The sequence below is a fragment of the Burkholderia contaminans genome (assembly GCF_029633825.1).
Taxonomy (GTDB): domain Bacteria; phylum Pseudomonadota; class Gammaproteobacteria; order Burkholderiales; family Burkholderiaceae; genus Burkholderia; species Burkholderia contaminans.
Genome location: NZ_CP090640.1, coordinates 1,125,949 through 1,149,435, shown reverse-complemented (window position 1 = coordinate 1,149,435; position 23,487 = coordinate 1,125,949). Strand labels below are relative to the sequence as shown.

Here is a 23,487-nt window from a genome sequence, read left to right as displayed (position 1 = left end):
GGGCACATCGCCGCAGCCGCCACCGAGCGGCGCGCCCGCGCGCGCCGCTACGCCCTGCCTACTTCCACAACGCGCAGCGCGTTTCCTGCTTGGTCCCGAACGCCTGCTCGCCCGGAATCGTCGCGAGCACCTTGTAGTAGTCCCACGGCTCCTTCGATTCCGACGGCTTCTTCACTTCCATCAGGTACATGTCGTGGATCATGCTGCCGTCCGTGCGGATGTAGCCCTTCGCGTAGAAGTCGTTGATCTTGATCTTCTTCAGCTCGGCCATCACCTTGTCGGAGTCGGTCGTGCCGGCGGCCTGGACCGCCTTCAGGTAGGTCGTCACCGACGAGTAGTCGGCCGCCTGCAGGCTCGACGGCATCTTCTTCATCTTTCCGAAGTAGCGCTGCGCCCACTGGCGCGACGCCGCATCGCGGTTCCAGTACCAGCTGTCGGTCAGCACCAGGCCCTGCGTCGTCTCGAGCCCGAGGCTGTGTACGTCGTCGATGAACATCAGCAGCGCGGCGAGCTTCATCGTCTTCGTGATGCCGAACTCCTTCGCGGCCTTGATCGAGTTGATCGTGTCGCCGCCCGCGTTCGCGAGGCCGAGGATCTGCGCCTTCGACGATTGCGCCTGCAGCAGGAACGACGAGAAATCCGATGCCGACAGCGGGTGGCGCACCGCGCCGAGCACCTGGCCGCCGTTCGCCTTCACGACGTCCGACGTGTTCTTCTCGAGCGCCTTGCCGAACGCGTAGTCGGCCGTCAGGAAGAACCACGACTTGCCGCCCTGCTTCACCACCGCCGAACCGGTGCCCTTCGCGAGCGCCATCGTGTCGTACGCATAGTGGACCGTGTACGGCGTGCACTGCTCGTTGGTCAGCGTGTCGGCGCCCGCGCCGATGTTGATGTACACCTTCTTCTTCTCGGCCGCGACCTGGTTCATCGATAGCGCGGTGGCCGAGTTCGTGCCGCCGACCAGCAGGTCGAGGCCGCCGCGGTCCATCCATTCGCGCGCCTTCGACGCGGCGATGTCGGCCTTGTTCTGGTGATCCGCGTAAACAACCTCGATCGGCTTGCCGAGCACCTTGCCGCCGAAGTCGGCCACCGCCATGCGGATCGCCTCGAGGCCCCCCTGCCCGTCGATATCCGCGTAAAGCCCCGACATGTCGGTGATGAAGCCGATCTTCACGGTATCCGCCGCGTGTGCTGCGCCGGCGGTGAACGCGGCGCTCGCGAGCGCGAGGCAGGCCTGTGCGAGGGTCTTCATTTTCATTGACGTCTCCTGTTGTTCTGATGCGTTGTGGTTGTTCGAGGGCCGCCACGGCTAGCGGCAAGGCAAACGGGGCGGCGTCACACCCCGAGCAGGTCGTGCAGGGTCGGCATCTTGCTTTCCAGTTCGGCCGCCTGGAAATGTTCGACGATGCTGCCGTGCTCCATCACGTAGAACCGGTCGGCAAGCGGCGCGGCGAAGCGGAAATTCTGTTCGACCATCACGATCGTGTAGCCGCGCGCCTTCAGCGCGACGATCATCCGCGCCAGCGCCTGCACGATTACCGGTGCGAGGCCTTCGGAAATCTCGTCGAGCAGCAGCAGGTTCGCGCCGGTGCGCAGGATCCGCGCGACCGCGAGCATCTGCTGCTCGCCACCGGACAGCCGCGTGCCCTGGCTTTGCCGGCGCGACGCGAGGTTCGGGAACATCGCGTAGATCTCGTCGATCGGCATCGCGTGCTCGCGCGGCCCGATCAGCGGCGGCAGCATCAGGTTCTCCTCGCACGACAGGCTCGAGAAGATCCCGCGCTCCTCCGGGCAGTAGCCGATGCCGTAATGCGCGATGCGGTGCGTCGCGAGGCCGATCGTCTCGTTGCCCGCGACCTTGATCGACCCGCTGCGGCGGCCCGTCAGGCCCATGATCGCGCGCAGCGTCGTCGTGCGGCCCGCGCCGTTGCGGCCGAGCAGCGTGACGACCTCACCGCGATGCACCGTCAGGTCGACACCGTGCAATATGTGGGATTCCCCGTACCAGGCCTCCAGGCCCGTGATCTCCAGCGCGGGCGTACCGCTTTCGACGCCGCTCAATTCGCGTTCCTCCCGTTCGCTGTGCTTCATGCGTGCGCCCCCGCGAGCGCCGCGTCGGCGCTGCCCATGTAGGCCTCGATGACGAGCGGATTCTTCGACACTTCCGCGTACGAGCCTTCGGCCAGCACCTCGCCGCGTTGCAGGACGGTGATCGTGTCGGAGATACCCGCGATCACGTTCATGTTGTGCTCGACCATCAGGATCGTGCGGCCGCTCGCGACCTTCTTGATCAGCGCGGTCACGCGATCGACGTCCTCGTGGCCCATCCCCTGCGTGGGCTCGTCGAGCAGCATCAGTTCGGGCTCCATCGCGAGCGTGGTCGCGATCTCCAGCGCGCGCTTGCGGCCGTATGCGAGCTCGACGGTCGGCACCTGCGCGAAATCGGTGAGGCCGACCTGCGTGAGCAGGTCCATCGCACGGTCGTCGAGCCGCTTCAGCGTGCGTTCGCTGCGCCAGAAATGGAATTCGGTGCCGAGCGCGCGCTGCAGCCCGATGCGCACGTTCTGCAGCGCGGTCAGGTGCGGGAAGACAGCCGAGATCTGGAACGAGCGGATGATGCCGCGGCGGGCCACCTGCGCGGGCCGCTCGTCGGTGATGTCGATGCCGTTGAAGACGATCTGGCCGGCCGTCGGCGTCAGGAATTTGGTGAGGAGGTTGAAGCAGGTCGTCTTGCCCGCGCCGTTCGGTCCGATCAGCGCATGGATCGCACCCCGACGCACACGCAGGTTCACGCCGTTGACGGCCGTGAAACCCCTGAATTCCTTCGTCAGTCCGCGTGTTTCCAGAATCGTGTCGCCGAGAATCATGTTCCCTTCCGTACGAAGTCAGGCGATGCACCGGGAAGATTCGCGAGAAGCGTCCGCGAAACAGGTCAGCGGATGAGCGGGCTGCCCCGGGCGCCGTGTTACGCCTCGAGGGTGGTCTCCCGCGCCGACGCGTATGCACACTGCGCCACATTGTCTCGCCGTTGGTGCAGTGCAATCATCGGGATTTGCACTTATAGGGGTGGCCGCCATGTCGCATGCGGCTGTGCACGGTTTTTCACGCCGTTTTTTTGACACGTGCATCATCGTGCGTTGACCATCCGCACGGCCCCGCACGCACGCACGCAACAAAAAAGCCGTGCGGCTGCACGGCTTGCATGGATCTTGCCGGACGCACCGGCGTTATTCGAAACCATCGGCACCGCCGCTGCAACAGCAGCAGCTTGTTTCGCATAGCGAATCAGCGGGCGTCATCATGACGGCCCGCTGTCGTGCGTGTCAGCGTGCCGTCACGCGGCCGTCACCGCCGGCTCCGTGCGCACCGGCGTCGCTTCGCGCGCCGCGCGGCGATCGGCACGAATCATGTCGCTCGCGCGCTCGGCGATCATCAGCGTCGGCGAATTGGTGTTGCCCGATGTAATGAACGGCATCACCGATGCATCGACGATTCGCAGCCCGGCGACGCCGCGCACGCGCAGCCGGCTGTCGACCACCGCGCGCTCATCGTCGGCACGCCCCATCCGGCACGTGCCGACCGGATGGAAGATCGTCGTGCCGACCGCGCCGGCCGCCTCGATCAGCTCCGCTTCGCTCCGGTATTGCAGGCCCGGCAGGATTTCCTCGGGACGATAGCGCGCGAGCGCCGGCGCGGACGCGATCCGGCGCGTGAGGCGCAGCGCGTTCGCGGCAACGCGGCGATCGTGGTCGGTCGACAGATAGTTCGGTGCGATCGCGGGTGCCGCGCCCGGATCGGCGCTCGCGATATGCACGCTGCCGCGCGACGTCGGCCGCAGATGGCACACGGACGCCGTGAACGCGTTGAGGCTGTGCAGCGGCTCGCCGAAGCGTTCGAGCGACAGCGGCTGCACGTGGTATTCGAGATCGGGGCGCGTGAGCGCGGGATCGTCGGGATCGGATTTCGCGAACGCGCCGAGCTGCGACGGCGCCATCGACATCGGCCCACGCTGCAGCAGCGCATATTCGGCGCCGATCATCAGCTTGCCCCACCAGTGCGCGGACAGCGTGTTGAGCGTGCGCACGCCTTCGACGCGAAACGCCATCCGCAATTGCAGGTGATCCTGCAGGTTTTCGCCGACGCCCGGCAGATCCTGCACGACGTCAATGCCGAGCGCCTGCAGCCGCCGGCCATCGCCGATACCCGACAGTTCGAGCAACTGCGGCGAATTCACCGCGCCGGACGTCAGCAGCACCTCCGCGCGTGCCCGCGCGACGTAATCCGTGCCGCCGCCGTGGTATTCGACACCGACCGCGCGCCGCCCGTCGAAGATCACGCGCTGCGCGTGCGCGCCGGTGATCACGGTCAGGTTCGGGCGCGCCATCGCGGGCCGCAGGAACGCCTTCGACGTATTCCACCGCACGCCGCGCTTCTGGTTCACCTCGAAATAGCCGACCCCGGAATTGTCGCCACGGTTGAAATCGTCGGTTGCCGGGATGCCTGTCTGCTGCGCGGCCTGCGCGAACGATTCGAGGATCTCCCAGCGCAGCCGCTGCTTCTCGACACGCCAGTAGCCGCCCGCGCCGTGCGCGTCGCTCGCGCCCCCATGATGATCCTCGCTGCGCTTGAAGATCGGCAGCACGCTGTCCCACGACCAGCCGGCGTCGCCGGTTTCCTGCGCCCAGCTGTCGTAATCCTCGCGCTGGCCGCGCATGTAGATCATCCCGTTGATCGACGAGCAGCCGCCGAGCACACGGCCGCGCGGATACGACAGCGCGCGGCCGTTGAGCGCGGCTTCGGGTTGCGTCTTGTACAGCCAGTCGGTGCGGGGGTTGCCGATGCAATACAGATAGCCGACCGGGATATGGATCCAGTGATAGTCGTCCTTGCCGCCGGCTTCGAGCAGCAGCACGCGGATGTCGGGATCCTCGGTCAGGCGGTTCGCGAGCACGCAGCCCGCGGTGCCCGCGCCGACGATCACGTAATCGAATTCGCCTTCTAGCGTGCGTTGGGTAGTCACGGTTTGTCTCCTGTCACGCGGCGCAACGCCGCGCGTCATTTTCAGCATAGTGCGTCGCGAGCCGCGCTTGCGACCCCGCGCGCCACGACCGATGAAGCGTACTCCGGCCGCCGGCCGCCGATCCAATGAGTTATGCTGAACTGCGTTATAAGCTGCGCTCATATCACGACGATGGATCTCACCCTGCTCCGCGCGTTCGCGACGGTCGCGCGCGAAGGCAACCTGACGCGCGCCGCCGTGCAGCTGCACCTGACGCAGCCGGCGGTCAGCCTGCAGATCAAGCATCTGCAGGAAACGCTCGGCGTCACGCTGTTCACGCGCACGTCGCGCGGCCTCGTGCTCACCCGCGACGGCCAGACGCTGCTGCCGCATGCGGAACGCGCGCTTGCCGCGGCCGCCGACGTGCAGCGCGCCGCTGCTGCGCTGCGGCACGAGGTGCGCGGCCGGCTGCGGATCGGCACGATCCTCGATCCGGGTTTCCTGCGGCTCGGCGGCTTCCTGCGCGCGCTCGTCGAAACCCACCCGCAGATCGAGACGGCGCTGCGCCATGGGATGTCGGGCTGGGTGATCGAACAGGTGCGCACGCAGGCGCTCGACGTCGGCTACTACATCGGCCGGCCGGGCGAGGACGATCCGCTCGACGGTGCGCTGTTCCACACCGTCACGCTCACGCATTTCCAGTACCGCGTGCTCGCACCGGCCGGCTGGAAGGAGCGCGTGCAGCGCGCACACGACTGGCGCTCGCTTGCCACGCTGCCGTGGATCTGGACCCCGCCGGCATCCGCGCACCACCGGCTGCTGTCGCGTCGCTTCGCGGAGGCCGGCGCGCAACCGCTCAAGGTTGCCGAAGTCGATCAGGAGCAGTCGATGCTCGATCTCGTCAAATCGGGGATCGGGTTGACGCTCGCGCGCGACTCGACCGCGCTGGCCGAAGCGCACGCGCATGCGCTGACGATCGTCGAACCCGTGACGGTGCCGACCGAGCTGACGTTCGTGACGCTCGCCGCGCGGCGCGACGAACCGGCGATCGCGGCCGCGCTGCGGCTGATCGAAGCGCAGTGGGCGATATGAGTCCTGCTGATGGCACGTCGGCTGGCCGCGCACCGGGCGTCAACGCCCAACCCCGTCTCCGGCCGGCAGCCGGCGACCGTGCGGGCCGTCGCGTGCGCGTGAACCGTGCAATCACGGGGCCGAACCTCCCGGCCGCGTCGTGTCGCCGCGTCCCGCCGCTCGTCACGCCACCTTCGCGGGCTTTTTGCTAGATTGTGCGTTCGCACACCGCGAGACCCCGATTGAAGGAGACCCGCATGGCCCGCAACATCGAGATCAAAGCCCGCGCCCGCGAATTCGACCGGCTGCGCGAACGCGCGGCGACCCTCGCGACCGAAGCGCCGCTGTTCTATCGCCAGCAGGATTTCTTCTATGACGTGCCGCGCGGCCGGCTGAAGCTGCGCCGCTTCGAGGACGGCACGCCGGCCGAACTGATCTTCTACCAGCGCGACGACCGCGACGGCCCGAAGGCGTCGTACTACACGCGCAGCCCGGTGACAAATCCCGATGCGATGCACGCGCTGCTGGCCACCGCGCTGACCACGCGCGGGATCGTGACGAAGGAACGGCACGTGTACCTCGCGGGCCGCACGCGCATTCACCTCGACCGTGTCGACGGTCTCGGCGATTTCATCGAGCTGGAAGTCGTGCTCGGCCCCGACGACGACGAAGCCGGCGGCGAAGCCGAAGCACACGACGTGTTCGCGAAGCTCGGCGTGTCGCAGGACGATCTCGTCGCGGTCGCGTACGTCGACCTGCTGAACGCCGACACGCCGCACGAAGTGGCCTGATCCGGCCCTGCCCCAAGGCGGCGCAACCCGCGCCGCCTTCAACCCTGCCGCCGCGCGGTTGCCGCGTCAGGCGGCGCCGGGCGCCAGGTGCGCGAGCGGCAGCGCACCGTTGCGCTTGAAGGTCGTCAACACGATGTTCGATCGCACGCTGTCGACGCCCGGCACGCGCATCAGCTTCTTCATCACGAACTGCGACAACGCGTTCAGGTCGGGCGCGACGATCCGCAGCAGGTAGTCGGCATCGCCCACCACCGCGTGGCATTCGAGCACTTCGGGCAGCACGTCGATCTGCTGCTGGAACTGCTCGATGATCGAATCGCCGTGGTGCTTGAGCTTGAGGCTCGTGAACGCGGTGACGCCGAGCCCGAGCTTTTCGGGGCGCAGCATCACACGGTAGCCTTCGATCACGCCGGCCGCCTCGAGCCGCTGCAGCCGCCGGCCGATCTGCGACGGCGACAGCGGCACCTCCTCGCCGAGCTGCTGATGCGTCGCGCGGCCGAAGCGCTGCAGCACGTCCAGCAGCGCGAGATCGAAGTGATCGAGTTCCAGCATGAGCATTCTCCGCATTGATTCGTTGTTTGATGCGCGATTATCGCATCACTGAGCGAATTTACGCCAACTATGCGCCCATTCCGCGCGAAGCTCGCTCTACACTTGCATGGTTCCAACCCGCCACGTGCAGAGCCAGATCATGTCCACCGTCGTCACCGCGAAACTGCAGGAGCAGTTCGATGCGGGCCTCGAAACCCGCGCCGATTTCACCATCGACCAGCCGCTTGCACGTTACGGCCAGGTCGACCACGCGGTGTGGAAGCAGCTCTATGCACGCCAGTCGGCGCTGTTGCGCGGGCGCGCATGCGACGCGTTCGTCGCGGGACTCGGGAAGATCGACCTGCCGGCCGACCGCGTGCCGTCGTTCGACGACGTGAACCGTCAGTTGAAACCGGCGACGGGCTGGGAGATCGTCGCGGTGCCGGGCCTCGTGCCCGACCGGGTGTTCTTCGAGCATCTCGCGAACCGGCGCTTCCCCGTTACCTGGTGGATGCGCCGCCCCGACCAGCTCGACTACCTGCAGGAACCCGACTGCTTCCACGACCTGTTCGGCCACGTGCCGCTGCTGATCGACCCGGTGTTCGCCGACTACATGCAGGCGTACGGCCGCACCGCGCTCGCGGTCGCCGACGATGAAGCAGCGCTGGCGCGCCTCGCGCGGCTCTACTGGTATACGGTGGAATTCGGGCTGATTCGCGATCCGCGCGGCACGAACGGGCTGTCGATCTACGGCGCCGGGATCGTGTCGAGCAAGGGCGAAAGCCTGTACAGCCTCGAAAGCGCGGCGCCGAACCGGCTCGGCTTCGACCTCGAGCGCGTGATGCGCACGAAGTACCGGATCGATACGTTCCAGAAGACCTACTTCGTGATCGACGATTTCGCGCAGCTGTTCGCGCTCGCCGACGTCGACGGCCGCGCGCTGGCCGACCGGCTGGCGGCGCTGCCCGAGTTCGCGGCCGGCGCGGTGCTCGAGACCGATCGCGTGCTGCATCGCGGCACGGGCGAAGGCTGGCCGGACGACGCCGATGCGTGACGTTCGAGGGCGCCGGAACGCGCCACGGCCGGCCTCCCGATCGCCGTTCCCGGACGGCCGTCCCCGGATACCCGCCCCCGGATGCCCATCCCACAACTATGAAACAATGACCGGTGCCGGCTTCGCCGCGCGGCGCAGCCGTGCGCGGGCGCCGTTACCGACCGAGAGGTGCAAGATGATCCACAAGCTCACATCAGAAGAACGCAAGACCCGGCTCGAAGGCCTGCCGCTCTGGACGGCCGTCCCGGGCCGCGATGCGATCCAGCGCAGCCTGCGCTTCGCCGATTTCAACGAAGCGTTCGGCTTCATGACGCGCGTCGCGATCAAGGCGCAGGAAATGAACCACCATCCGGAATGGTTCAACGTGTACAACCGTGTCGATGTCACGCTGTCGACCCACGATGCCGACGGGCTGACCGAACGCGACATCGAACTGGCGCTGTTCATCGACCGTGCCGGCGCACACGCGCAACCAGCCGCCTGAGGCCTTCCTCTACCGCCGCGCGTCTTTCGATGCGCGGCGCGTCAACTTTTCATTTCGATGAACGTTTTCTAGGATGTAGTGAGCGAAAGCCTTCAGCTTTCCAAGCCATCCTTAAGGCGCACGTAAGTCTCGTACGCATTCCGCGCCTTGGGGTCCAATCCTTCCAGTTGCAGCGCGCTTTCGCGCTGTACAATCAGCAGCGCATACGGCTTGGAAAGCGCGCTGGCCTCTTCGCAGAGTTTGAGTTCGTCGCCGCTCGACGGCGAGCGGGCGCGCCAGAAATTGATCGCGGCTTCTAGGTCGTTGATCGAAATATCGGACATGTTTGGATTTAATCGTTCGCTGGCCGCCATGCTTGATGTCAGGTGTTGCGGCGCCCCTGTGGAAACGGCGTCGTGCTGTCCGCGTGCCTGAACCGCCAACCCATTGTACTTGAGCGAACTTCATGCGACTCCTTCTGATCGAAGACGACCGCCCCATCGCACGCGGTATCCAGAGCAGCCTCGAGCAGGCTGGCTTCACCGTCGACATGGTGCATGACGGCATCTTTGCCGAACAGGCGCTGGCACAGAACCGCCACGAACTCGTGATCCTCGACCTCGGCCTGCCGGGCATCGACGGGATGACGCTGCTCACGCGCTTCCGCCAGACCAACCGCCATACGCCCGTCATCGTGCTGACCGCACGCGACGAGCTGAACGACCGGATCCAGGGCCTGAACTCCGGCGCCGACGACTACATGCTCAAGCCGTTCGAGCCGGCCGAGCTCGAAGCGCGCATCCGCGCGGTGATGCGCCGCAGCGGCCCGCACAGCGACATGCCGCGTCCGGAAGTGTCGCTTGGCGGTGTCCGCCTGTCGGGCGTCGATCGCCGCATCTTCAACGACGACAAGCCGCTCGAACTGTCGCCGCGCGAATTCGCGGTGCTCGAGATGCTGCTGCTGCGTCACGGCCGCGTGGTCAGCAAGGCCCAGCTGCAGGATCACCTCACGCACTTCGGCGGCGATCTCGGCGACACCGCGATCGAAGTCTACGTACACCGCGTGCGCAAGAAACTCGAGCAGTGCCGTGTCGAAATCGTCACGGTGCGCGGCTTCGGCTACCTGCTGCAGGAAATCCGCCAGACGGCGAGCGTCTGAGCGGCACCGCACGCCGGGCGGCCACGTGCCGCCCGCGTGTACGTGCTGCTTCGCGTCGCCGCCCGGCGCACGACCGCGCCGCTCCCCGTGAGCGGCGCTTATCCATTTGCCCGTCGAAATGTCTCCTGATCCGGCTGTGACCACCAGCCTGCGCCGCTCGCTGCTTCGGCGCCTCGCCGCCCCGCTGTCGATGCTCGCGCTGATGAGCGGCCTGATCGCCTACTGGCTCGCGTGGCAATACACGCAGCACGTGATCGACCGCTCGCTCGCCGATCTCGCGACCGCCATCTCCAAACAGATCCAGATCGCCGGCCCCGACGCGCCGTTCACGGTGCCGCCGCTCGCGCAGGCGATGTTCTCCGATCCCGCCGAAGCGCTGATCTACCGGATCAGCGACGGCGAACAGGAACTCGCCGGCGATCCCAAGCTGCCGCTGCAGGGCATCAACGTGCGCCGCATGCATCACGCGTACGTGTTCGAGGCCGAGTACGACAACCGCGCGGTGCGGGTTGCGCAGGTGCGCGTCGACGACGTCGAAGGCGGCAAGCCGATGGTCGTCGAGGTCGCGCAGCCGGTGCGGCACCGCTACCGGATCGCGGCCGAATTCCTCGTCGCAATCATGATGCCGCTGCTGCTGCTGCTGCTCGCGGGCTGGGGCATCGTGTGGCGCGTCGTGAACCAGCAGCTCGGCCCGCTCACGCACCTGGCCGATTCGCTGAACCGGCAGACCCACACGTCGCTGGAACCGGTCGACGAAACCGAAGTGCCGCTGGAAATCCGGCCGCTGACGAGCGCGATGAACGCGCTGCTCGGCCGCCTGAAGACCGCGCTCGACGCGCAGCGCAAGTTCATCGCCGATGCCGCTCACCAGTTGCGCACGCCGCTCACGGCCGTGAAGCTGCATGCCGAGCAGGCGGCCGTGGCGCGCGACCCGCACCAGACCTTCGCCGCGGTGCGCGAACTGCGCGCGGCCGCCGACCGCGCGGTGCGGCTGTCCAACCAGTTGCTGTCGCTCGCCCGCGCGGAGCCAGGCGAACAGGCCGCGCGATTCGTCGACGTCGACCTCGCGGCGATGGCGTTCGAGACAGGTGCCGAATGGGTGCCGCGCGCGCTTGCGTCGCACGTCGACCTCGGCTTCCAGCGCACCGACGATCCGGGTGACGACGAGAAGCTGGTCGTGCGCGGCAACCCCGTGCTGTTGCGCGAGGTGATCGCGAACCTGCTCGACAATGCGCTGAAGTACGTGCCGCTCGCGCGGCCGGACGGCGCACGGATCACGGTGAACGTTGCGCGCGGCACACTCGAAGACGGCCAGCCGGCCGCCGAGATCGTCGTCGAGGACAACGGCCCCGGCGTGCCCGCCAACCAGCAGGCCGACCTGTTCAAGCGCTTCTTCCGCGGCGACGCGCAAAGCGGCAACGGCGTCGAGACGGGCGCCGGGCTCGGCCTCGCGATCGTGCACGACATCATCGCGATGCACGGCGGCACCGTCTCGTACGAGGATGCATCGGAAGGCGGCTCGCGCTTCGTGGTGCGGGTGCCGCTGGTCGCGCGCACCGAGAAGCCGGCCAGCGAAACACCGACCGCCGCGTCGACGCACTGAAGAACTGAAGACTCGCGGCGGGTGGCCGCTGATCGGGCCGCGCGCCGGATGAGGAAGGCGGAAAGCACGGCTGCACGATGCGGCAGCCTTCCGCTGAAACGGCAGCGGCAGCGCACGATGCGCCGCCCCCTGCGTCACTTCTTGCTTTTCTTGTCCTTCGGCCGGGACTCGGACTTGCCGTCCTTCTTGTCCTTCTTCTTTTTCTTCTTCCCGCCCTCGTCGGACGTCGCGAGCAGCGTGCCGCGGCACGACGCCGCGCCGCAATGGCACGCGTACTCGCGCTTGAGCTTCTTCGTCAGCTTCGCGTCGATCACGAGGCCGTAGTCGTAGAACAGTTCCTCTTCCGGGCCGATGTCGCGCAGCGCGTGGATGTACACGCGGCCTTTGACTTCCTCGGCTTCGCAGTTCGGCGCGCACGAGTGGTTGATCCAGCGCGCGCTGTTGCCGTCGATCTTGCCGTCGATCACGCCGCCCTCGTCCAGTGCGAAGTAGAACGTATGGTTCGGTTCGCTCGGGTCGTGCGGGTGGCGGCGCAGCGCCTCCTTCCACGAAATTCGTTCGCCCTTGTATTCCACTACGCGCTCGCCGGCCTTGATCGGCGCCACGGCGAACACGCCCTTGCCGTGTACTCCCGAGCGGCGCACCGCGATCCTGCGTGAACTCATCGAACGAATCCTTGTGAAGACGACTTGAATGGAATCCGGCCGTAATCACGGCCCGGCGTCGCGCAAAACGAAAACGCGGCACCGGTGGGTGCCGCGTCGGGGCATGCGGCGAATCACCCGCATCCTACACGTTCACGATTGCTTCGTTCAACATCACGCGCAATATTGCGCGCGCGGTGCTCAACGCTGGCCGAATGCGATGTCGCCGAACAACGCCTTGTGCTCGCGCGGCTGCGAGCGCCAGTATTGCGGCGGCGCCGTCACCTGCGCGCCGAGCTCGGCCGCCGCGTGCCACGGCCAGCGCGGGTCGTACAGCATCGCACGCGCCATCGCGACGAAATCGGCATCGCCGGCCTCGATGAGCCGGTTCGCGTGTGCGGGCTCGTTGATCAGGCCGACGGCGATCGTCGGCATGCCGACCGCACGCTTCACGGCCTGCGCGAACGGCACCTGGTAGCCGGGCGACAGCGGAATCTTCTGCAGCGGCGACACGCCGCCGGACGACACGTCGATCCAGTCGCAGCCGCGGCGCTTCAGTTCGTGCGCGAACGCGATCGTATCGTCGAGCTCCCAGCCGCCTTCCACCCAGTCGGTCGCGGACACGCGCACGCCGACCGGCCGGTCCTCCGGAAACGCCGCGCGCACGATCTCGAAGATCTCGAGCGGAAAGCGCATGCGGTTTTCGAGCGAGCCGCCGTATTCGTCGGTGCGCTGGTTCGCAAGCGGCGACAGGAACTGATGCAGCAGGTAGCCATGCGCCGCGTGCACTTCGATCGCGTCGATGCCGAGCCGTGCGGCCCGCTTCGCCGCGGCCGCGAACGCGTCGCGGATCCGCTTGAGGCCGGCAGCATCGAGTGCGAGCGGCGGCGTCTCGCCGTCCTTGTGCGGCACGGCCGACGGCGCATGCGGCAACCAGCCGCCGTCGGCGACGGACACGAGCTGGCCGCCCTGCCATGGCACGTTGCTCGACGCCTTGCGCCCCGCATGCGACAGCTGCATCGCGACGCGGACCGGCGAATGCTTGCGGATCGCGGCCAGCACCGGCTTCAACGCGGCTTCGGTCGCGTCGTCCCAGAGGCCGAGGTCGCCATGCGTGATGCGCCCGTCGGGTTCCACCGCGGTCGCCTCGATGCAGAGCAGCCCCGCGCCCGACAGCGCGAGATGGCCGAGGTGAATCATGTGCCAGTCGGTCGCCTCGCCGCGTTCGGCCGAATACTGGCACATCGGGGAGATCACGATCCGGTTCGGAAGGGTCACGCCGCGCAGCGTGAACGGGGAAAACAGCGCAGTCATGGAAGCCGCTCGCCAGGAAAGGTAAGAGCGGACGAGCGTAGCATGCAGGCGGCAAGCTTGCCGACGGCGCGCTCGGCAGTAAGCGGATGGTCAGGTACGACCGGCGGCAGGTTGCCGGCAACGAAGAAAAGGCGGCGCATACGGCGATGCGCCGGCCTGCAACGAATGCGGGCCGGGCAACCCCTGCGCGGCGAACGGCGGTGCCGCTGGCGGCGTCAGAGTCCGACGCTGTCGAGCCACTCCGCGAACATGCGTCGCGCGGCCGCCTCGAGCGCGGGGCCGTGCTGAGCGGTATCGGCGCGCAACTGGCGCGCGTCGATGCCGGGCGTCGCCGCGATTTCGCCGGCGTTCGCGATCAGCCACGGTTCGAAACGGTCGGTGCGGATTTCCGGATGGCACTGCAGCGCCAGCACGTGCCGGCCCCATGCGAATGCCTGGTGACGGCAGGCCGGGGTCGATGCGAGATGAATCGCCCCGCCCGGCAGGTCGAACGTGTCGCCATGCCAGTGCAGCATCGACGTCGCCGCACCATCGAGATGGCGCAGCGGCGACGCGCGACCGGCATCGGTGAGCGTCAACGGCGTCCAGCCGAGTTCATGCCGGGCAGCCGGATAGACGCGCGCACCGAGTGCCCGGGCGATGAACTGCGAACCGAGACAGATCCCGAGAATCGGCAACCCGGCGTCGATGCGCTGGCGCACGAGCGCCGCGAGCGGCGCGATCGTCGGATACTGCGCATCGTCGTACACGCTGAGCGGCCCGCCGAGCACGACGAGGAGCGACGGCTCGAGCACGTCGAGCACCTCGACCCGCGACGACCCGACGTCGACGTAGCGCACCCGCCTGCCCCGTTCGCCGAGCACCTGCTCGAAGCTCCCGAGATCCTCGAAATGCACGTGGCGGATCGCCACGACTTCAGCGTTCATCATCGGCCTCCCGGTCGATCGACGGACGTCAGCCGGCGAAAATCTTCCAGGTCTTCTTCTGCGTCGCCGCGTCGGCCTCTTCCTGCACCGAGCAGTCGAGACGCAGATCGCTGTCGGACATCGAGATGTCGAGCGCCGCGCAATGATGCACGGTCTTCTTCGACAGCTTGCCCGGCTGGAAGTGAGCGCACGTCAGGCACATGCGCTGCGGCGGCGTCGCACCGGCCACCTGCAGTTCACGCAGCGTCTTCAGCAGCGCGCGATACAGTGCGCCCTGCTCGTCCGCGCCGAGCTTGCCGACCGCTTTCGTCAGGAATTCAGGCCATTGCAGCGCCTTCTTCGCGGCCGTCCGGCCACGGGCCGACAGGCGCACGGCCAGCGCGCGGCCGTCGTCCAGCGCACGGCGCTTCTCGACGAGCCCCTTCGTTTCGAGCGTGCTCACCGCATCGCTCGTGGTCGCCGCGGTCAGCTGCGTCTCGCGCGCAATCTCGCCGAGCCGCATCGGGCCCTTGCGCTGCAGCAGCAGCACGAGAATCTCGCCCTGCGTCGGCGTGAGGCCTGCGCCTTCCGCCCAATCCCATGCCTGGCTTCGCATGGCCGTACTCAACCGCAGCAGGCTGTGGGTCACACGTCCCGAAGCCTGATTCCCGTAAACGCCTTCGCTCATAGTCTTTTCGCTTTGCCGCCGCCCGGTTTGCCGAGCGGCCGTAGTGTGGAGATCGAATGTCTATCTCAAAACAGACATGCTCTTGCGAGTATGTCAGCACGGCCGTCGCGAGGGCACACGCGGCGGTCGCGTTCGCGGCGACCGGTAAGACACGCATCGTTCCGGTGTCCGCAAAGCCGACATTCTAAGCGAGAGCGGAAAATCGCACAGCTAAGTTATCCCCTTCATTCTGTGGAAAATCGTTGGATAACCAAAATTTTTCGTTGTGCCTGCTATGCCGAACGCCCGCCGAACGGTGCGCAAGGGCATTTTCCTGTTCGGATCGGCCATCGGGCCGACCGCAATGATCCACCGGGTTATCCCGCGCACAGACCGTTGACTTTGCTGAGGAATATCAGGTTATCCACAGATTTTCAGGACAACCGGCAACGATTTCGGCGGCAATCGGGGCCGCTGCTCGTTCAGTGAATCGCGACTTGGTCGACCCCGTAATCTGCAAAACATTTTTTCACTCGCGCCAACGTAAGCACTGCTGGCGGACCGTCTCATTGAGCGATTTTTCCTGTTTGAAAACGGTTCTCAACCACGATGCGTCGTTCACGCGCGCCTTGGCGAGCGCACCGATCTCGTCGAGCGCCGCGCGCGAACCGAGCGCGGCCGCATGCGGCGCGATCCGGTCGAGCGTGTCGAGGATGTCTTCGGCGATCGTGCGGCGCTCACCCGTCTGAGGATTCACGCAGGTGCCCTCGAGCCCGAAGCGGCACGCCTCGAAACGGTTGAACGTGTAGACGAGGTAGTCGTCCTCGGACAGCTTCAGCGGCCGGTCGGTCAGCAGGTAGCGCGCGAGCGTCTGGATGTAGCAGGCGATCGCCGCCGCGCGGTCGACCGACAGCGGCGTGTCCATCACGCGCACCTCGATCGTCCCGTAGCCGGGCTTGGGCCGGATGTCCCAGTAGAAATCCTTCATCGAGTTGACGACGCCGGTGTTCACCATCTTCGTGAAGTACTCCTCGAAGCTGTCCCAGGTCAGCACGAACGGCGCGCGGCCCGACAGCGGGAACGCGAACACCGAATTCAGGCGTGCCGAATGGAAGCCGGTGTCGACGTTCTGCACGAACGGCGACGACGCGGACAGCGCGATGAAGTGCGGAATGAAGCGCGACATCGAGTGCAGCAGGAACAGCGCGCTGTCGGGATCGGGGCAGCCGATGTGCACGTGCTGGCCGAACACGGTGAACTGCTTCGCGAGATAGCCGTACAGCTCGGAGATGTACTGGAAGCGCGGCGCATCGTAGATCTGCCGGTCGCTCCATTGCTGGAACGCATGCGTGCCGCCGCCGGCCAGCCCGACGTTGAGCTGGTCGGCCGCCTTCACGAGCACGTCGCGGATCGCATGCAGCTCGCTCACCGCCTGCTCGTGCGAATGGCAGATGCCGGTGGACAGCTCGATCATGCTCTCGGTGATTTCCGGCGTGATGTTGCCCGGGAAGGTCTCGCCCTGGATCAGGCGCATCAGGTCGGAGGCCGCTTTGGTCAGGTCGTAGTTGTGCGTGTTGACGACCTGGATCTCCAGTTCGACGCCGAACGTAAAGGGCTCGGAATTGACGAAGGTTTCGAGTGCCATGGCAGGTTCCGGAATCAGTTGCCGTCGCTGCGTTCACCGACCGCCGACAGGCAGCGGTACACGATGAACGGGCTGACGAGCTGCAGGATCACGATCGTGCACATCACGATCGCGCGCAGGTGCGGGTCGAAATTCGGATAGAGCTGGTAGGTGTCGTCGACGAGCAGGTACGACAGCGCGGACATCGGCGTGAGCGCGATGCCGAGCGCGATGCCCTGCTTCATCCCGATGCCGCTCGGCTTCGCGAACGCGACGACGCCGGCCAGCTTCGCGACGAGCCGCGTGACGATCAGCACGATCGCGAGCAGCCCGCCGAGCGCGATGTCGCCCCACGTGAACGACGTGAGCGTGAGGACGAACAGGGTCACCGTCAGCAGCCAGCCGGCCGTACCGAAGTGCTCGGGCCACAGTTGCGGACGCGCTTCGAGGTTCTTCACGATGATGCCGGCGAGCAGCAGCGTCAGTAGCGTCGACAGCTTCAGCGCCTGGGCAACGGCGATCGCGAGCATCACGAGCCCGAACAACGCGACGAACGAATGCTCGTCGCGCATCGTTGCCGTCATGTGGCGGAACAGGTAGTTGCACGAACGCGCAACGACATACGCGACGATGAACGAACCCGCGAGCAGGTAGAGCGGCTGCAGGATCGTCGCGAAAACGTTGCCGTACGCTTCCTGGTGGAGCCAGCTCGTCACGAGCTTGGTCAGCACGATCGCATAGACGCTGTTGAGCGCGGTGAGCGTGATGAGGCGTTGCGACACCTGCCCTTCCGCGCGCAGTTCGGTCTTCAGCTGGATCACCATCGATGGCGACGTCGCGATCGCGATCGCCGACAGCACCAACGCGACCATTCCCGACACACCGAGCGCGAGCATCACGAACAGCACCAGCACGAACGTCAGCGTGGCTTCGGCGAGGCTCGACGCGATGAGCCAAGGATTGCGCCGGATCCAGCGCAGGTCGAGGCGGCTGCCGAGCTCGAACAGCAAGAGGCCGAGCGCGACGTCGATCAGGAGCCGCGAGGTTTCGTCGGTGCTGGCATCGATCACGCCGAATCCGAACGATCCGGCGATGAGGCCGATCACCGCATAACCGGTGATGCGAGGCAGACGCCATGCGCGATAGCAAAGCTCGCCACACAGGCCGGCCGCGAACAACGCGAGCCCGGCCCAGAACACGGCATCCGGCGTAAGCGGCCAGTTGGGCAGGAATGAGAACGCCGACTTCATCGTGGTGACTTCTCCTTTGGAAGCGACCGCCAGCGACGCGGGGTCAAGCGTCAGAAATGGATGCGCGCCGGCTGGGTATCGCCCCGAATGTGATTGTTGTGTCGACGACGGCGGGACATGGGATCCGCCTTTTCCACCACAGGGCGGAAAGTCGTTCAGGTTGCCGATCTGGATTGTCGGCCTGGTGTGTGAACGGACTGCGCAGTCTCGAAGATTCAGATTCGAAATCGTGCCGACCGTTCCATTGAAGCATGTCCGGCGCCTGGCCGGATGAACGCGAAGGAAACCGATTGTGCCACAGCTTTTTCGGTCTGGAACCCATTGAATCGACTCGCGGCGCTGTGCGGCACCACAGGTCTTTGGTTTCAAAGGTTTACTTGTATATATACATAGTAGAAGTTAACAAAGGACCCACAGTTCTGTGGATAACTCCGGTTTACGCTGATGGATCAATGCGTTGGCGAAACCATAACCGGTTGCACAGGCTGTTCGTGCACAGACATTTGAGTTGAGCAACTTTTGGGCCGCTTCACAGCTGTGCCGAGTTGCCCAGTTTACGTCCACTGTGATTACACACGAAGTGCGCGCGGATTTCGTGCGGTTATCCACAGCGTCGAGTGGATAACCTTGCGCGAAAAAGTCGGGAAACTGTGAGCGGCTCGAGTGAGCGGTCAACCGGCCTGGCCGACGCGGCGCGCGCGCAATGCGCGGATCAGGAAGCGTGCGGGGTCGACGGCATCGGCGAGTTCGCGCTCGAGCGGCCACGGCTCGCCTTCGAGTTGCGAGGCGATCAGTTCGGCGCCGAGTGCCGCCCATACGAGGCCGCGCGAGCCGAAGCCGAATGCGCCGTAGAGCCCGGGCAGGCGCGGCAGGTCGCGCGCCTGTGCGCCGCCCAGCGCGCGAGCATTGGCGATGGCGCCTGCTTCGTCGGCAAGCGGGCCGAGCAGCGGCAGGCGGTCGCCGACGACCCAGCGGAACGCGACGCGGCCGCGCAGTGCGTCGGGATCCGGCAGGTCGCCGATCAGGCCCGGTAGCAGATGCCGTACGCGCTCGATGTTTTCGAGGTGGCCGGCCGCGCGCATCGCGGGATCGACGTCGTCGGGTTCGAACGTCGCGCCGATCAGCAGCGTGCCGTCGTCGAGCGGCACCGCGTAACCGTCGCCGATCGTGGGGCACGGCAACGGTGCCGTGCTGCCGGCCGGCAGCAACGTGAGTTGGCCACGCACCGGTTGCAGCGCGACATGTTGCAGCCCGGCGAGACGCGCGGCGTCGCCGGCATTCGCGACCACGACGACAGGCGCTTCTGCCAGCGTGCCGCCCGCATCGTCGAGTGCATGCCACGCGTCGCCCCGGCGTTCGAGCTTGGCAACGCGGGTGGACGCGAGCAAGCGCACGCGCTCGCCGGCCGCCGCGTATTGGGCCGCGCAAAGGCCGGCCGGCCAGACGGCGCCGCCGTGCGGAAACAGCAGGCCGCCCTGCGCGACCGGCAGGTTCAGATGCGCGCGCGCGGCGTCGACGCCGAGGAGCGACACATAGTCGGGCGGTGCGCCGAACGCATCGAATGCCTCGCGCATCCGCTCGAAGTCGTCGGCGGATTCCGCGAGATGGATCATCCCGTGCGTGCTGCGCGCGAATGCGTGGCCGGCACGTTCGAGTGCGCGCCAGCGTGCGATCGCATGCAGGAAGCCGCCGCGCGTGAGCCGGCTCGCGACGTTGTCGTCGCGTGTCATCAAAGGATGGAATACCCCTGCCGGATTGCCCGACGCGTCGCTCGCGATCCGCTCGTGCCGCTCGATCAGCGTGACTTCCCAGCCGCGCGCGGCCAGACGTTCGACGACCGCGCAGCCCGCCAGCCCCGCGCCGATCACGATCGCACGGCGTGTCGCAACAGGCAGGGCGAGCGGCGGCTCGTGCCGGCGCGCGCGCCAGCGCGGCGCATATTCGCCGACGAGCAGATCGTCGACTTCGCGATACGTGAAACCCGATTTGCCGAGCGCGTGTTTCAACGCATCGGAACTCGCATGCGCTGCAAACGTGGCGTGTTCCCCGGCGATTTTCGACAGCGCGCGAACTGCGTCGGTCGACTGAAGATCCGCGTCGCTCGATGACGCGAGGCCGTCGAGACAGAACGCGTCGGCGCGCGCGACGATCTTCCCCAGCATGTCGATTGCATCGCCGAACGCGAGCGTGAGCACGACGCGCCCTTCGTCGAATTCGAGTCGATGAAGGCCCGGTACGAGCATCGGCCACGCGTCGGCAAGTGCATCGACATCCGCCGATATGGTTGTGTCCGCAACGATATGGGAAGCTGCACGGCGCAGGTCGTCGCGCGTGAACGGATGCGGCTCGACTGCGACAAAATGCAGCCGCTCGCAGCGCGCGGGATCGTCGCGCCATGCGGCCCAGGCCGCGAGAAAGCTGCCGCCCGCGCCGAATCCGGTCGCCACGATCGTGAACGTGCGGCGGCCCTGCCAGCGCGCCGGCAGCCCGTTGCCCGCGACGAACACGCGATGCGCCAGCGCGCCGGATGCACCGCGGTGGAGATCGCCGAACTCGGGCGAGGCGAGCGTGCCGTCGTCGCGAAGCGCGAGCGTGGCGGGAACAAGTCGGTCGGTCATGCGAAACAAAAAACGTGGCAGCCAAGCCTGGCAAGGGATTGCGCGGGGCCGTCCGACCGGTCGTTGGAAAAAGCCAACGGCGCGGCGCACGGGCGGACCGCGCTGCGTATCCTGTCCGGCTGGCGCTGGTCAAAAAACGGGCAGTCGATGATTCATTCGGCGAAATACCGATGAAAATCTTTGAAACCCTTGTCGTTATTGGGTTTGCGCTGCGCTATCATAGCAACGCCGTACCGCGGGGTGGCCACCGGCTCACCGGAGGGCGCGTCGCGCGGGCCAGGATTCGGCGCTGTGTCGTCGGAGTCTGACTCTCGACGGCACGGTTCGCGCACGTATAATCGGCGCGTTCGCGCTGTTCGTGTCAACCTAACCTGATAAAGGAACCTTAATGAACAAACAGGAACTGATCGACGCCGTCGCCGCCCAAACGGGCGCCAGCAAGGCTCAAACCGGCGAAACGCTGGACACGCTGCTCGAAGTCATCAAGAAGGCCGTGTCGAAGGGTGATGCGGTTCAGCTGATCGGCTTCGGCAGCTTCGGTTCGGGCAAGCGCGCAGCACGTACGGGCCGCAACCCGAAGACGGGCGAAACCATCAAGATCCCGGCAGCCAAGACGGTCAAGTTCACGGCTGGCAAGGCGTTCAAGGACGCCGTCAACAAGCGTTAAACCAGCGCCTGTTCCAAGAAAAACCCGCCGAGAGGCGGGTTTTTTGTTGGGCGCGCGCGGCATTTTCGCCACAGTCCGCGCCCCTCTTGCAAGATTTAACGGTTGTTTTTACAACGCGTTACGCGTGCACGATCTGCGTGTCGCCGTGATCGTCGTCGTCGTGGGAATCGACATCCCACGCCGGGAACGGATCGTCGAACGCGTGCCATCCGGCCGCGCCGAGCGCGAATTCCGCATCGGTCAGCAGGCACGCATCGAGCTTCGCGCGCCATGCATCCGCGTCGATCGCGATGCCGATCAGCACGAGTTCCTGCCGGCGATCGCCCACTGCGCGATCGTCGAGATCGCCGTGCCATTCGGCGCGGATTTCACCGAGCAGCTCGTCGTCGTCCGGCCATTCCGCGCGATCCTGCGCCGCCCACCAAAGCCCCGCCGGGCCATGCCGGCAGACGCCGCCCGCCTGCGACAGCGAACCCGCGATGTCGTTGCGCGTCGCGAGCCAGAAGAAGCCCTTGCTGCGCAGCACGCCCGGCCACTCCTGATGCAGCAGCGCCCAGAGTCGCGCCGGATGAAACGGCCGGCGCGCGCGGTAAACAAAATTACCGATGCCGAATTCGTCGGCTTCGCCGTGCACGTGCGCATGATGTTCGTCATGGCAGTCCGGGTCGTCGCAATGCGTGTGATCGTGATCGAGCGACGCGAGCCAGCCCGGCGCGTTCGCGGCCTCGTCGAAATCGAAGCGGCCCGTGTTCAGCACTTCGTCGAGCGGCACGTTGCCGAACGTCGACACGACCTGGTGCGCGCGCGGGTTGAGTCGCGCGAGGATGTGCTGCAGACGAGCGAGGTCGTCCGCGGCGACGAGATCGGCCTTGTTGATCACCAGCACGTCGCAGAATTCGATCTGCTCGATCAGCAGCTCGACGAGCGTGCGGTCGTCCTCTTCCGATGCGGCGATGCCGCGCGTCGCGAGCGCATCGTCCGAGCCGTAGTCGCGCAGGAAGTTGTACGCGTCGACCACGGTGACGAGCGTGTCGAGCCGCGCGATCGTCGACAGCGACGTGCCGTCGTCGTCAACGAACGTGAAGGTTTCGGCGATCGGCATCGGCTCCGCGATACCGGTCGATTCGATCATGATCGCGTCGAAGCGGCCTTCCGACGCGAGCGTGCGGATCTCGACGAGCAGGTCGTCGCGCAGCGTGCAGCAGATGCAGCCGTTCGACATCTCGACGAGGCGTTCCTCGACGTGCGACAGCGCCTGCGCGTCGCGCACGAGCGACGCATCGATGTTGACCGCCGCGAGATCGTTGACGATCACGGCGACTTTCAGGCCCGCGCGGTTCGCGAGGATGTGATTGAGCAGCGTGGTCTTGCCGGCGCCGAGGAAGCCGGACAGCACGGTGACGGGCAACGGCTGGTTCATTGCCGGATTCATAGCGATATGCACCAACGGAAAAATTGAAAAAGCGGCCGCGACGCCCTTCCGGGGCGCGATCGTCCCGCGGACGGGCGAAATTGCGGCGTGAGATCCGCATTGTGCATCAAACGCGCGCCGGCCGGCCGCTACGGCGTCAGGTCGCGCTGCGGCGCGGGGTCACTGCACGGGCGGCAGCAGCTTCCACTGCGTCAGGATGCCGGCGATCTGCCGTGCATACTTGTCGCGCAGCGACGGGGTTTCCGAATGATAGGCGCCGACCGCCTGCCACGTGTTGCCGTAGCGGTTCATCTTCTGCTTGAGATGCCATGCGGCGATGTACACGTTCTTGCACGGCTCCATCAGCGTGTCGCGGCCGATTCCATAGCGCGACAGCGTCGGCAGGTGAATCGAATTGATCTGCATCAGGCCGTAGTCGACCGAGCCGTTCGTGTTCTTGTTCAGCGCCTCGGGCCGGTTGCGCGACTCCTGCCACGCGATCGCGCGCAGGATCAGCGGATTGACCTGCTGATATTTAGCGGCTTCGTCGAAACAGTCCGCGCGAGCGTTCGCGCTGGCGAAACACCCGCCGGCGGCGATCAACACGACCGAAACGAACCGTCTGTTCATGGTGCGGAATCGACAAGAAAATGCGTGAGGGTCGGGAAAACCCGTGCCTGTTATTCGTGCGACGAGAAACGTGCCGCCCGTATCAT

At 66.3% G+C, this 23,487-nt stretch carries 22 protein-coding genes; 7 read left to right on the top strand and 15 right to left on the bottom strand.

What is annotated here, in order from left to right; translation table 11 throughout:
* Positions 1–58: 58 nt before the first annotated feature.
* The 4 genes from LXE91_RS05365 to LXE91_RS05350 form a co-directional block, all read right to left on the bottom strand.
* A complete protein-coding gene (locus LXE91_RS05365; protein WP_039351470.1) occupies positions 59–1,258 on the bottom strand; it encodes an ABC transporter substrate-binding protein in 1,200 nt (399 codons plus the stop codon).
* 77 nt (positions 1,259–1,335) lie between these two features.
* Complete coding sequence (locus tag LXE91_RS05360) at positions 1,336–2,091, bottom strand: ABC transporter ATP-binding protein (RefSeq protein ID WP_039351472.1); 756 nt, start codon at positions 2,089–2,091, stop codon at positions 1,336–1,338.
* A complete protein-coding gene (locus LXE91_RS05355; RefSeq protein ID WP_021160426.1) occupies positions 2,088–2,867 on the bottom strand; it encodes an ABC transporter ATP-binding protein in 780 nt (259 codons plus the stop codon). Before LXE91_RS05355 ends, LXE91_RS05360 begins: the two co-directional genes overlap by 4 nt.
* Before the next feature lie 467 nt (positions 2,868–3,334).
* The gene (locus tag LXE91_RS05350; protein ID WP_039351478.1) at positions 3,335–5,020 is read right to left on the bottom strand and encodes a GMC family oxidoreductase; all 1,686 of its coding nucleotides are present in this window, start codon (positions 5,018–5,020) and stop codon (positions 3,335–3,337) included.
* Between the two features lie 171 nt (positions 5,021–5,191).
* Between LXE91_RS05350 and LXE91_RS05345 the strand changes: the two genes are divergently transcribed.
* Entirely contained in the window at positions 5,192–6,091 is a 900-nt protein-coding gene (locus tag LXE91_RS05345; protein ID WP_039351479.1) for a LysR family transcriptional regulator, read from the top strand.
* A 236-nt stretch (positions 6,092–6,327) separates the two neighbouring features.
* On the top strand, positions 6,328–6,861 hold the full coding sequence (locus tag LXE91_RS05340; protein ID WP_039351482.1) for a class IV adenylate cyclase: 534 nt from the start codon (positions 6,328–6,330) through the stop codon (positions 6,859–6,861).
* Positions 6,862–6,927: 66 nt separating this feature from the next.
* On the opposite strand, the gene LXE91_RS05335 is transcribed toward LXE91_RS05340, so the two are convergent.
* Complete coding sequence (locus tag LXE91_RS05335) at positions 6,928–7,413, bottom strand: Lrp/AsnC family transcriptional regulator (protein ID WP_006408082.1); 486 nt, start codon at positions 7,411–7,413, stop codon at positions 6,928–6,930.
* A 139-nt stretch (positions 7,414–7,552) separates the two neighbouring features.
* Between LXE91_RS05335 and phhA the strand changes: the two genes are divergently transcribed.
* On the top strand, positions 7,553–8,446 hold the full coding sequence (phhA, locus tag LXE91_RS05330; protein WP_039352202.1) for a phenylalanine 4-monooxygenase: 894 nt from the start codon (positions 7,553–7,555) through the stop codon (positions 8,444–8,446).
* 175 nt (positions 8,447–8,621) lie between these two features.
* A complete protein-coding gene (locus LXE91_RS05325; protein ID WP_039352208.1) occupies positions 8,622–8,930 on the top strand; it encodes a 4a-hydroxytetrahydrobiopterin dehydratase in 309 nt (102 codons plus the stop codon).
* 92 nt (positions 8,931–9,022) lie between these two features.
* Here the strand turns inward: LXE91_RS05325 and LXE91_RS05320 are convergent, their stop codons facing one another.
* Positions 9,023–9,253 (bottom strand): DUF3717 domain-containing protein, encoded by a 231-nt coding sequence (locus LXE91_RS05320; RefSeq protein ID WP_039351485.1) that lies wholly within the window; start codon positions 9,251–9,253, stop codon positions 9,023–9,025.
* A 122-nt stretch (positions 9,254–9,375) separates the two neighbouring features.
* Between LXE91_RS05320 and LXE91_RS05315 the strand changes: the two genes are divergently transcribed.
* Together LXE91_RS05315 and LXE91_RS05310 are read left to right on the top strand one after the other, a co-directional pair.
* Complete coding sequence (locus tag LXE91_RS05315; protein WP_006401494.1) at positions 9,376–10,068, top strand: response regulator; 693 nt, start codon at positions 9,376–9,378, stop codon at positions 10,066–10,068.
* A 118-nt stretch (positions 10,069–10,186) separates the two neighbouring features.
* The gene (locus LXE91_RS05310) at positions 10,187–11,671 is read left to right on the top strand and encodes a sensor histidine kinase (RefSeq protein WP_039351489.1); all 1,485 of its coding nucleotides are present in this window, start codon (positions 10,187–10,189) and stop codon (positions 11,669–11,671) included.
* A 134-nt stretch (positions 11,672–11,805) separates the two neighbouring features.
* Here LXE91_RS05310 and LXE91_RS05305 read toward each other — a convergent pair whose 3' ends face one another.
* The 7 genes from LXE91_RS05305 to mnmC form a co-directional block, all read right to left on the bottom strand.
* Positions 11,806–12,336, bottom strand: coding sequence for an SET domain-containing protein (locus LXE91_RS05305; protein ID WP_039351492.1), 531 nt, complete (start codon positions 12,334–12,336; stop codon positions 11,806–11,808).
* Positions 12,337–12,516: 180 nt separating this feature from the next.
* A complete protein-coding gene (locus LXE91_RS05300) occupies positions 12,517–13,629 on the bottom strand; it encodes an NADH:flavin oxidoreductase/NADH oxidase (protein ID WP_039351495.1) in 1,113 nt (370 codons plus the stop codon).
* A gap of 215 nt (positions 13,630–13,844) precedes the next feature.
* A complete protein-coding gene (locus LXE91_RS05295) occupies positions 13,845–14,555 on the bottom strand; it encodes a glutamine amidotransferase (protein ID WP_039352211.1) in 711 nt (236 codons plus the stop codon).
* Positions 14,556–14,583: 28 nt separating this feature from the next.
* A complete protein-coding gene (locus tag LXE91_RS05290; RefSeq protein ID WP_027788730.1) occupies positions 14,584–15,222 on the bottom strand; it encodes a MarR family winged helix-turn-helix transcriptional regulator in 639 nt (212 codons plus the stop codon).
* Between the two features lie 508 nt (positions 15,223–15,730).
* The gene (locus tag LXE91_RS05285) at positions 15,731–16,846 is read right to left on the bottom strand and encodes a YbdK family carboxylate-amine ligase (protein WP_006490006.1); all 1,116 of its coding nucleotides are present in this window, start codon (positions 16,844–16,846) and stop codon (positions 15,731–15,733) included.
* 14 nt (positions 16,847–16,860) lie between these two features.
* Positions 16,861–18,075, bottom strand: coding sequence for a cation:proton antiporter (locus tag LXE91_RS05280; protein ID WP_039351502.1), 1,215 nt, complete (start codon positions 18,073–18,075; stop codon positions 16,861–16,863).
* Between the two features lie 671 nt (positions 18,076–18,746).
* Complete coding sequence (mnmC, locus tag LXE91_RS05275; protein WP_039351504.1) at positions 18,747–20,693, bottom strand: bifunctional tRNA (5-methylaminomethyl-2-thiouridine)(34)-methyltransferase MnmC2/FAD-dependent 5-carboxymethylaminomethyl-2-thiouridine(34) oxidoreductase MnmC1; 1,947 nt, start codon at positions 20,691–20,693, stop codon at positions 18,747–18,749.
* Positions 20,694–21,081: 388 nt separating this feature from the next.
* Between mnmC and LXE91_RS05270 the strand changes: the two genes are divergently transcribed.
* Positions 21,082–21,360 (top strand): HU family DNA-binding protein, encoded by a 279-nt coding sequence (locus LXE91_RS05270; protein ID WP_006401505.1) that lies wholly within the window; start codon positions 21,082–21,084, stop codon positions 21,358–21,360.
* Between the two features lie 118 nt (positions 21,361–21,478).
* Here the strand turns inward: LXE91_RS05270 and LXE91_RS05265 are convergent, their stop codons facing one another.
* The gene (locus tag LXE91_RS05265; RefSeq protein WP_039351508.1) at positions 21,479–22,792 is read right to left on the bottom strand and encodes a GTP-binding protein; all 1,314 of its coding nucleotides are present in this window, start codon (positions 22,790–22,792) and stop codon (positions 21,479–21,481) included.
* A 159-nt stretch (positions 22,793–22,951) separates the two neighbouring features.
* Positions 22,952–23,401 (bottom strand): lytic transglycosylase domain-containing protein, encoded by a 450-nt coding sequence (locus LXE91_RS05260; protein WP_039351509.1) that lies wholly within the window; start codon positions 23,399–23,401, stop codon positions 22,952–22,954.
* Positions 23,402–23,487 lie beyond the last annotated feature (86 nt).

Bases quoted from the DNA above. Each gene is read 5' to 3' on its own strand.
- LXE91_RS05365 (WP_039351470.1), bottom strand. From the start codon at position 1,258: ATGAAAATGAAGACCCTCGCACAGGCCTGCCTCGCGCTCGCGAGCGCC.
- LXE91_RS05360 (WP_039351472.1), bottom strand. From the start codon at position 2,091: ATGAAGCACAGCGAACGGGAGGAACGCGAATTGAGCGGCGTCGAAAGC.
- LXE91_RS05355 (WP_021160426.1), bottom strand. From the start codon at position 2,867: ATGATTCTCGGCGACACGATTCTGGAAACACGCGGACTGACGAAGGAA.
- LXE91_RS05345 (WP_039351479.1), top strand. From the start codon at position 5,192: ATGGATCTCACCCTGCTCCGCGCGTTCGCGACGGTCGCGCGCGAAGGC.
- LXE91_RS05340 (WP_039351482.1), top strand. From the start codon at position 6,328: ATGGCCCGCAACATCGAGATCAAAGCCCGCGCCCGCGAATTCGACCGG.
- LXE91_RS05335 (WP_006408082.1), bottom strand. From the start codon at position 7,413: ATGCTGGAACTCGATCACTTCGATCTCGCGCTGCTGGACGTGCTGCAG.
- phhA (WP_039352202.1), top strand. From the start codon at position 7,553: ATGTCCACCGTCGTCACCGCGAAACTGCAGGAGCAGTTCGATGCGGGC.
- LXE91_RS05325 (WP_039352208.1), top strand. From the start codon at position 8,622: ATGATCCACAAGCTCACATCAGAAGAACGCAAGACCCGGCTCGAAGGC.
- LXE91_RS05320 (WP_039351485.1), bottom strand. From the start codon at position 9,253: ATGTCCGATATTTCGATCAACGACCTAGAAGCCGCGATCAATTTCTGG.
- LXE91_RS05315 (WP_006401494.1), top strand. From the start codon at position 9,376: ATGCGACTCCTTCTGATCGAAGACGACCGCCCCATCGCACGCGGTATC.
- LXE91_RS05310 (WP_039351489.1), top strand. From the start codon at position 10,187: ATGTCTCCTGATCCGGCTGTGACCACCAGCCTGCGCCGCTCGCTGCTT.
- LXE91_RS05305 (WP_039351492.1), bottom strand. From the start codon at position 12,336: ATGAGTTCACGCAGGATCGCGGTGCGCCGCTCGGGAGTACACGGCAAG.
- LXE91_RS05300 (WP_039351495.1), bottom strand. From the start codon at position 13,629: ATGACTGCGCTGTTTTCCCCGTTCACGCTGCGCGGCGTGACCCTTCCG.
- LXE91_RS05295 (WP_039352211.1), bottom strand. From the start codon at position 14,555: ATGAACGCTGAAGTCGTGGCGATCCGCCACGTGCATTTCGAGGATCTC.
- LXE91_RS05290 (WP_027788730.1), bottom strand. From the start codon at position 15,222: ATGAGCGAAGGCGTTTACGGGAATCAGGCTTCGGGACGTGTGACCCAC.
- LXE91_RS05285 (WP_006490006.1), bottom strand. From the start codon at position 16,846: ATGGCACTCGAAACCTTCGTCAATTCCGAGCCCTTTACGTTCGGCGTC.
- LXE91_RS05280 (WP_039351502.1), bottom strand. From the start codon at position 18,075: ATGAAGTCGGCGTTCTCATTCCTGCCCAACTGGCCGCTTACGCCGGAT.
- mnmC (WP_039351504.1), bottom strand. From the start codon at position 20,693: ATGACCGACCGACTTGTTCCCGCCACGCTCGCGCTTCGCGACGACGGC.
- LXE91_RS05270 (WP_006401505.1), top strand. From the start codon at position 21,082: ATGAACAAACAGGAACTGATCGACGCCGTCGCCGCCCAAACGGGCGCC.
- LXE91_RS05265 (WP_039351508.1), bottom strand. From the start codon at position 22,792: ATGAATCCGGCAATGAACCAGCCGTTGCCCGTCACCGTGCTGTCCGGC.
- LXE91_RS05260 (WP_039351509.1), bottom strand. From the start codon at position 23,401: ATGAACAGACGGTTCGTTTCGGTCGTGTTGATCGCCGCCGGCGGGTGT.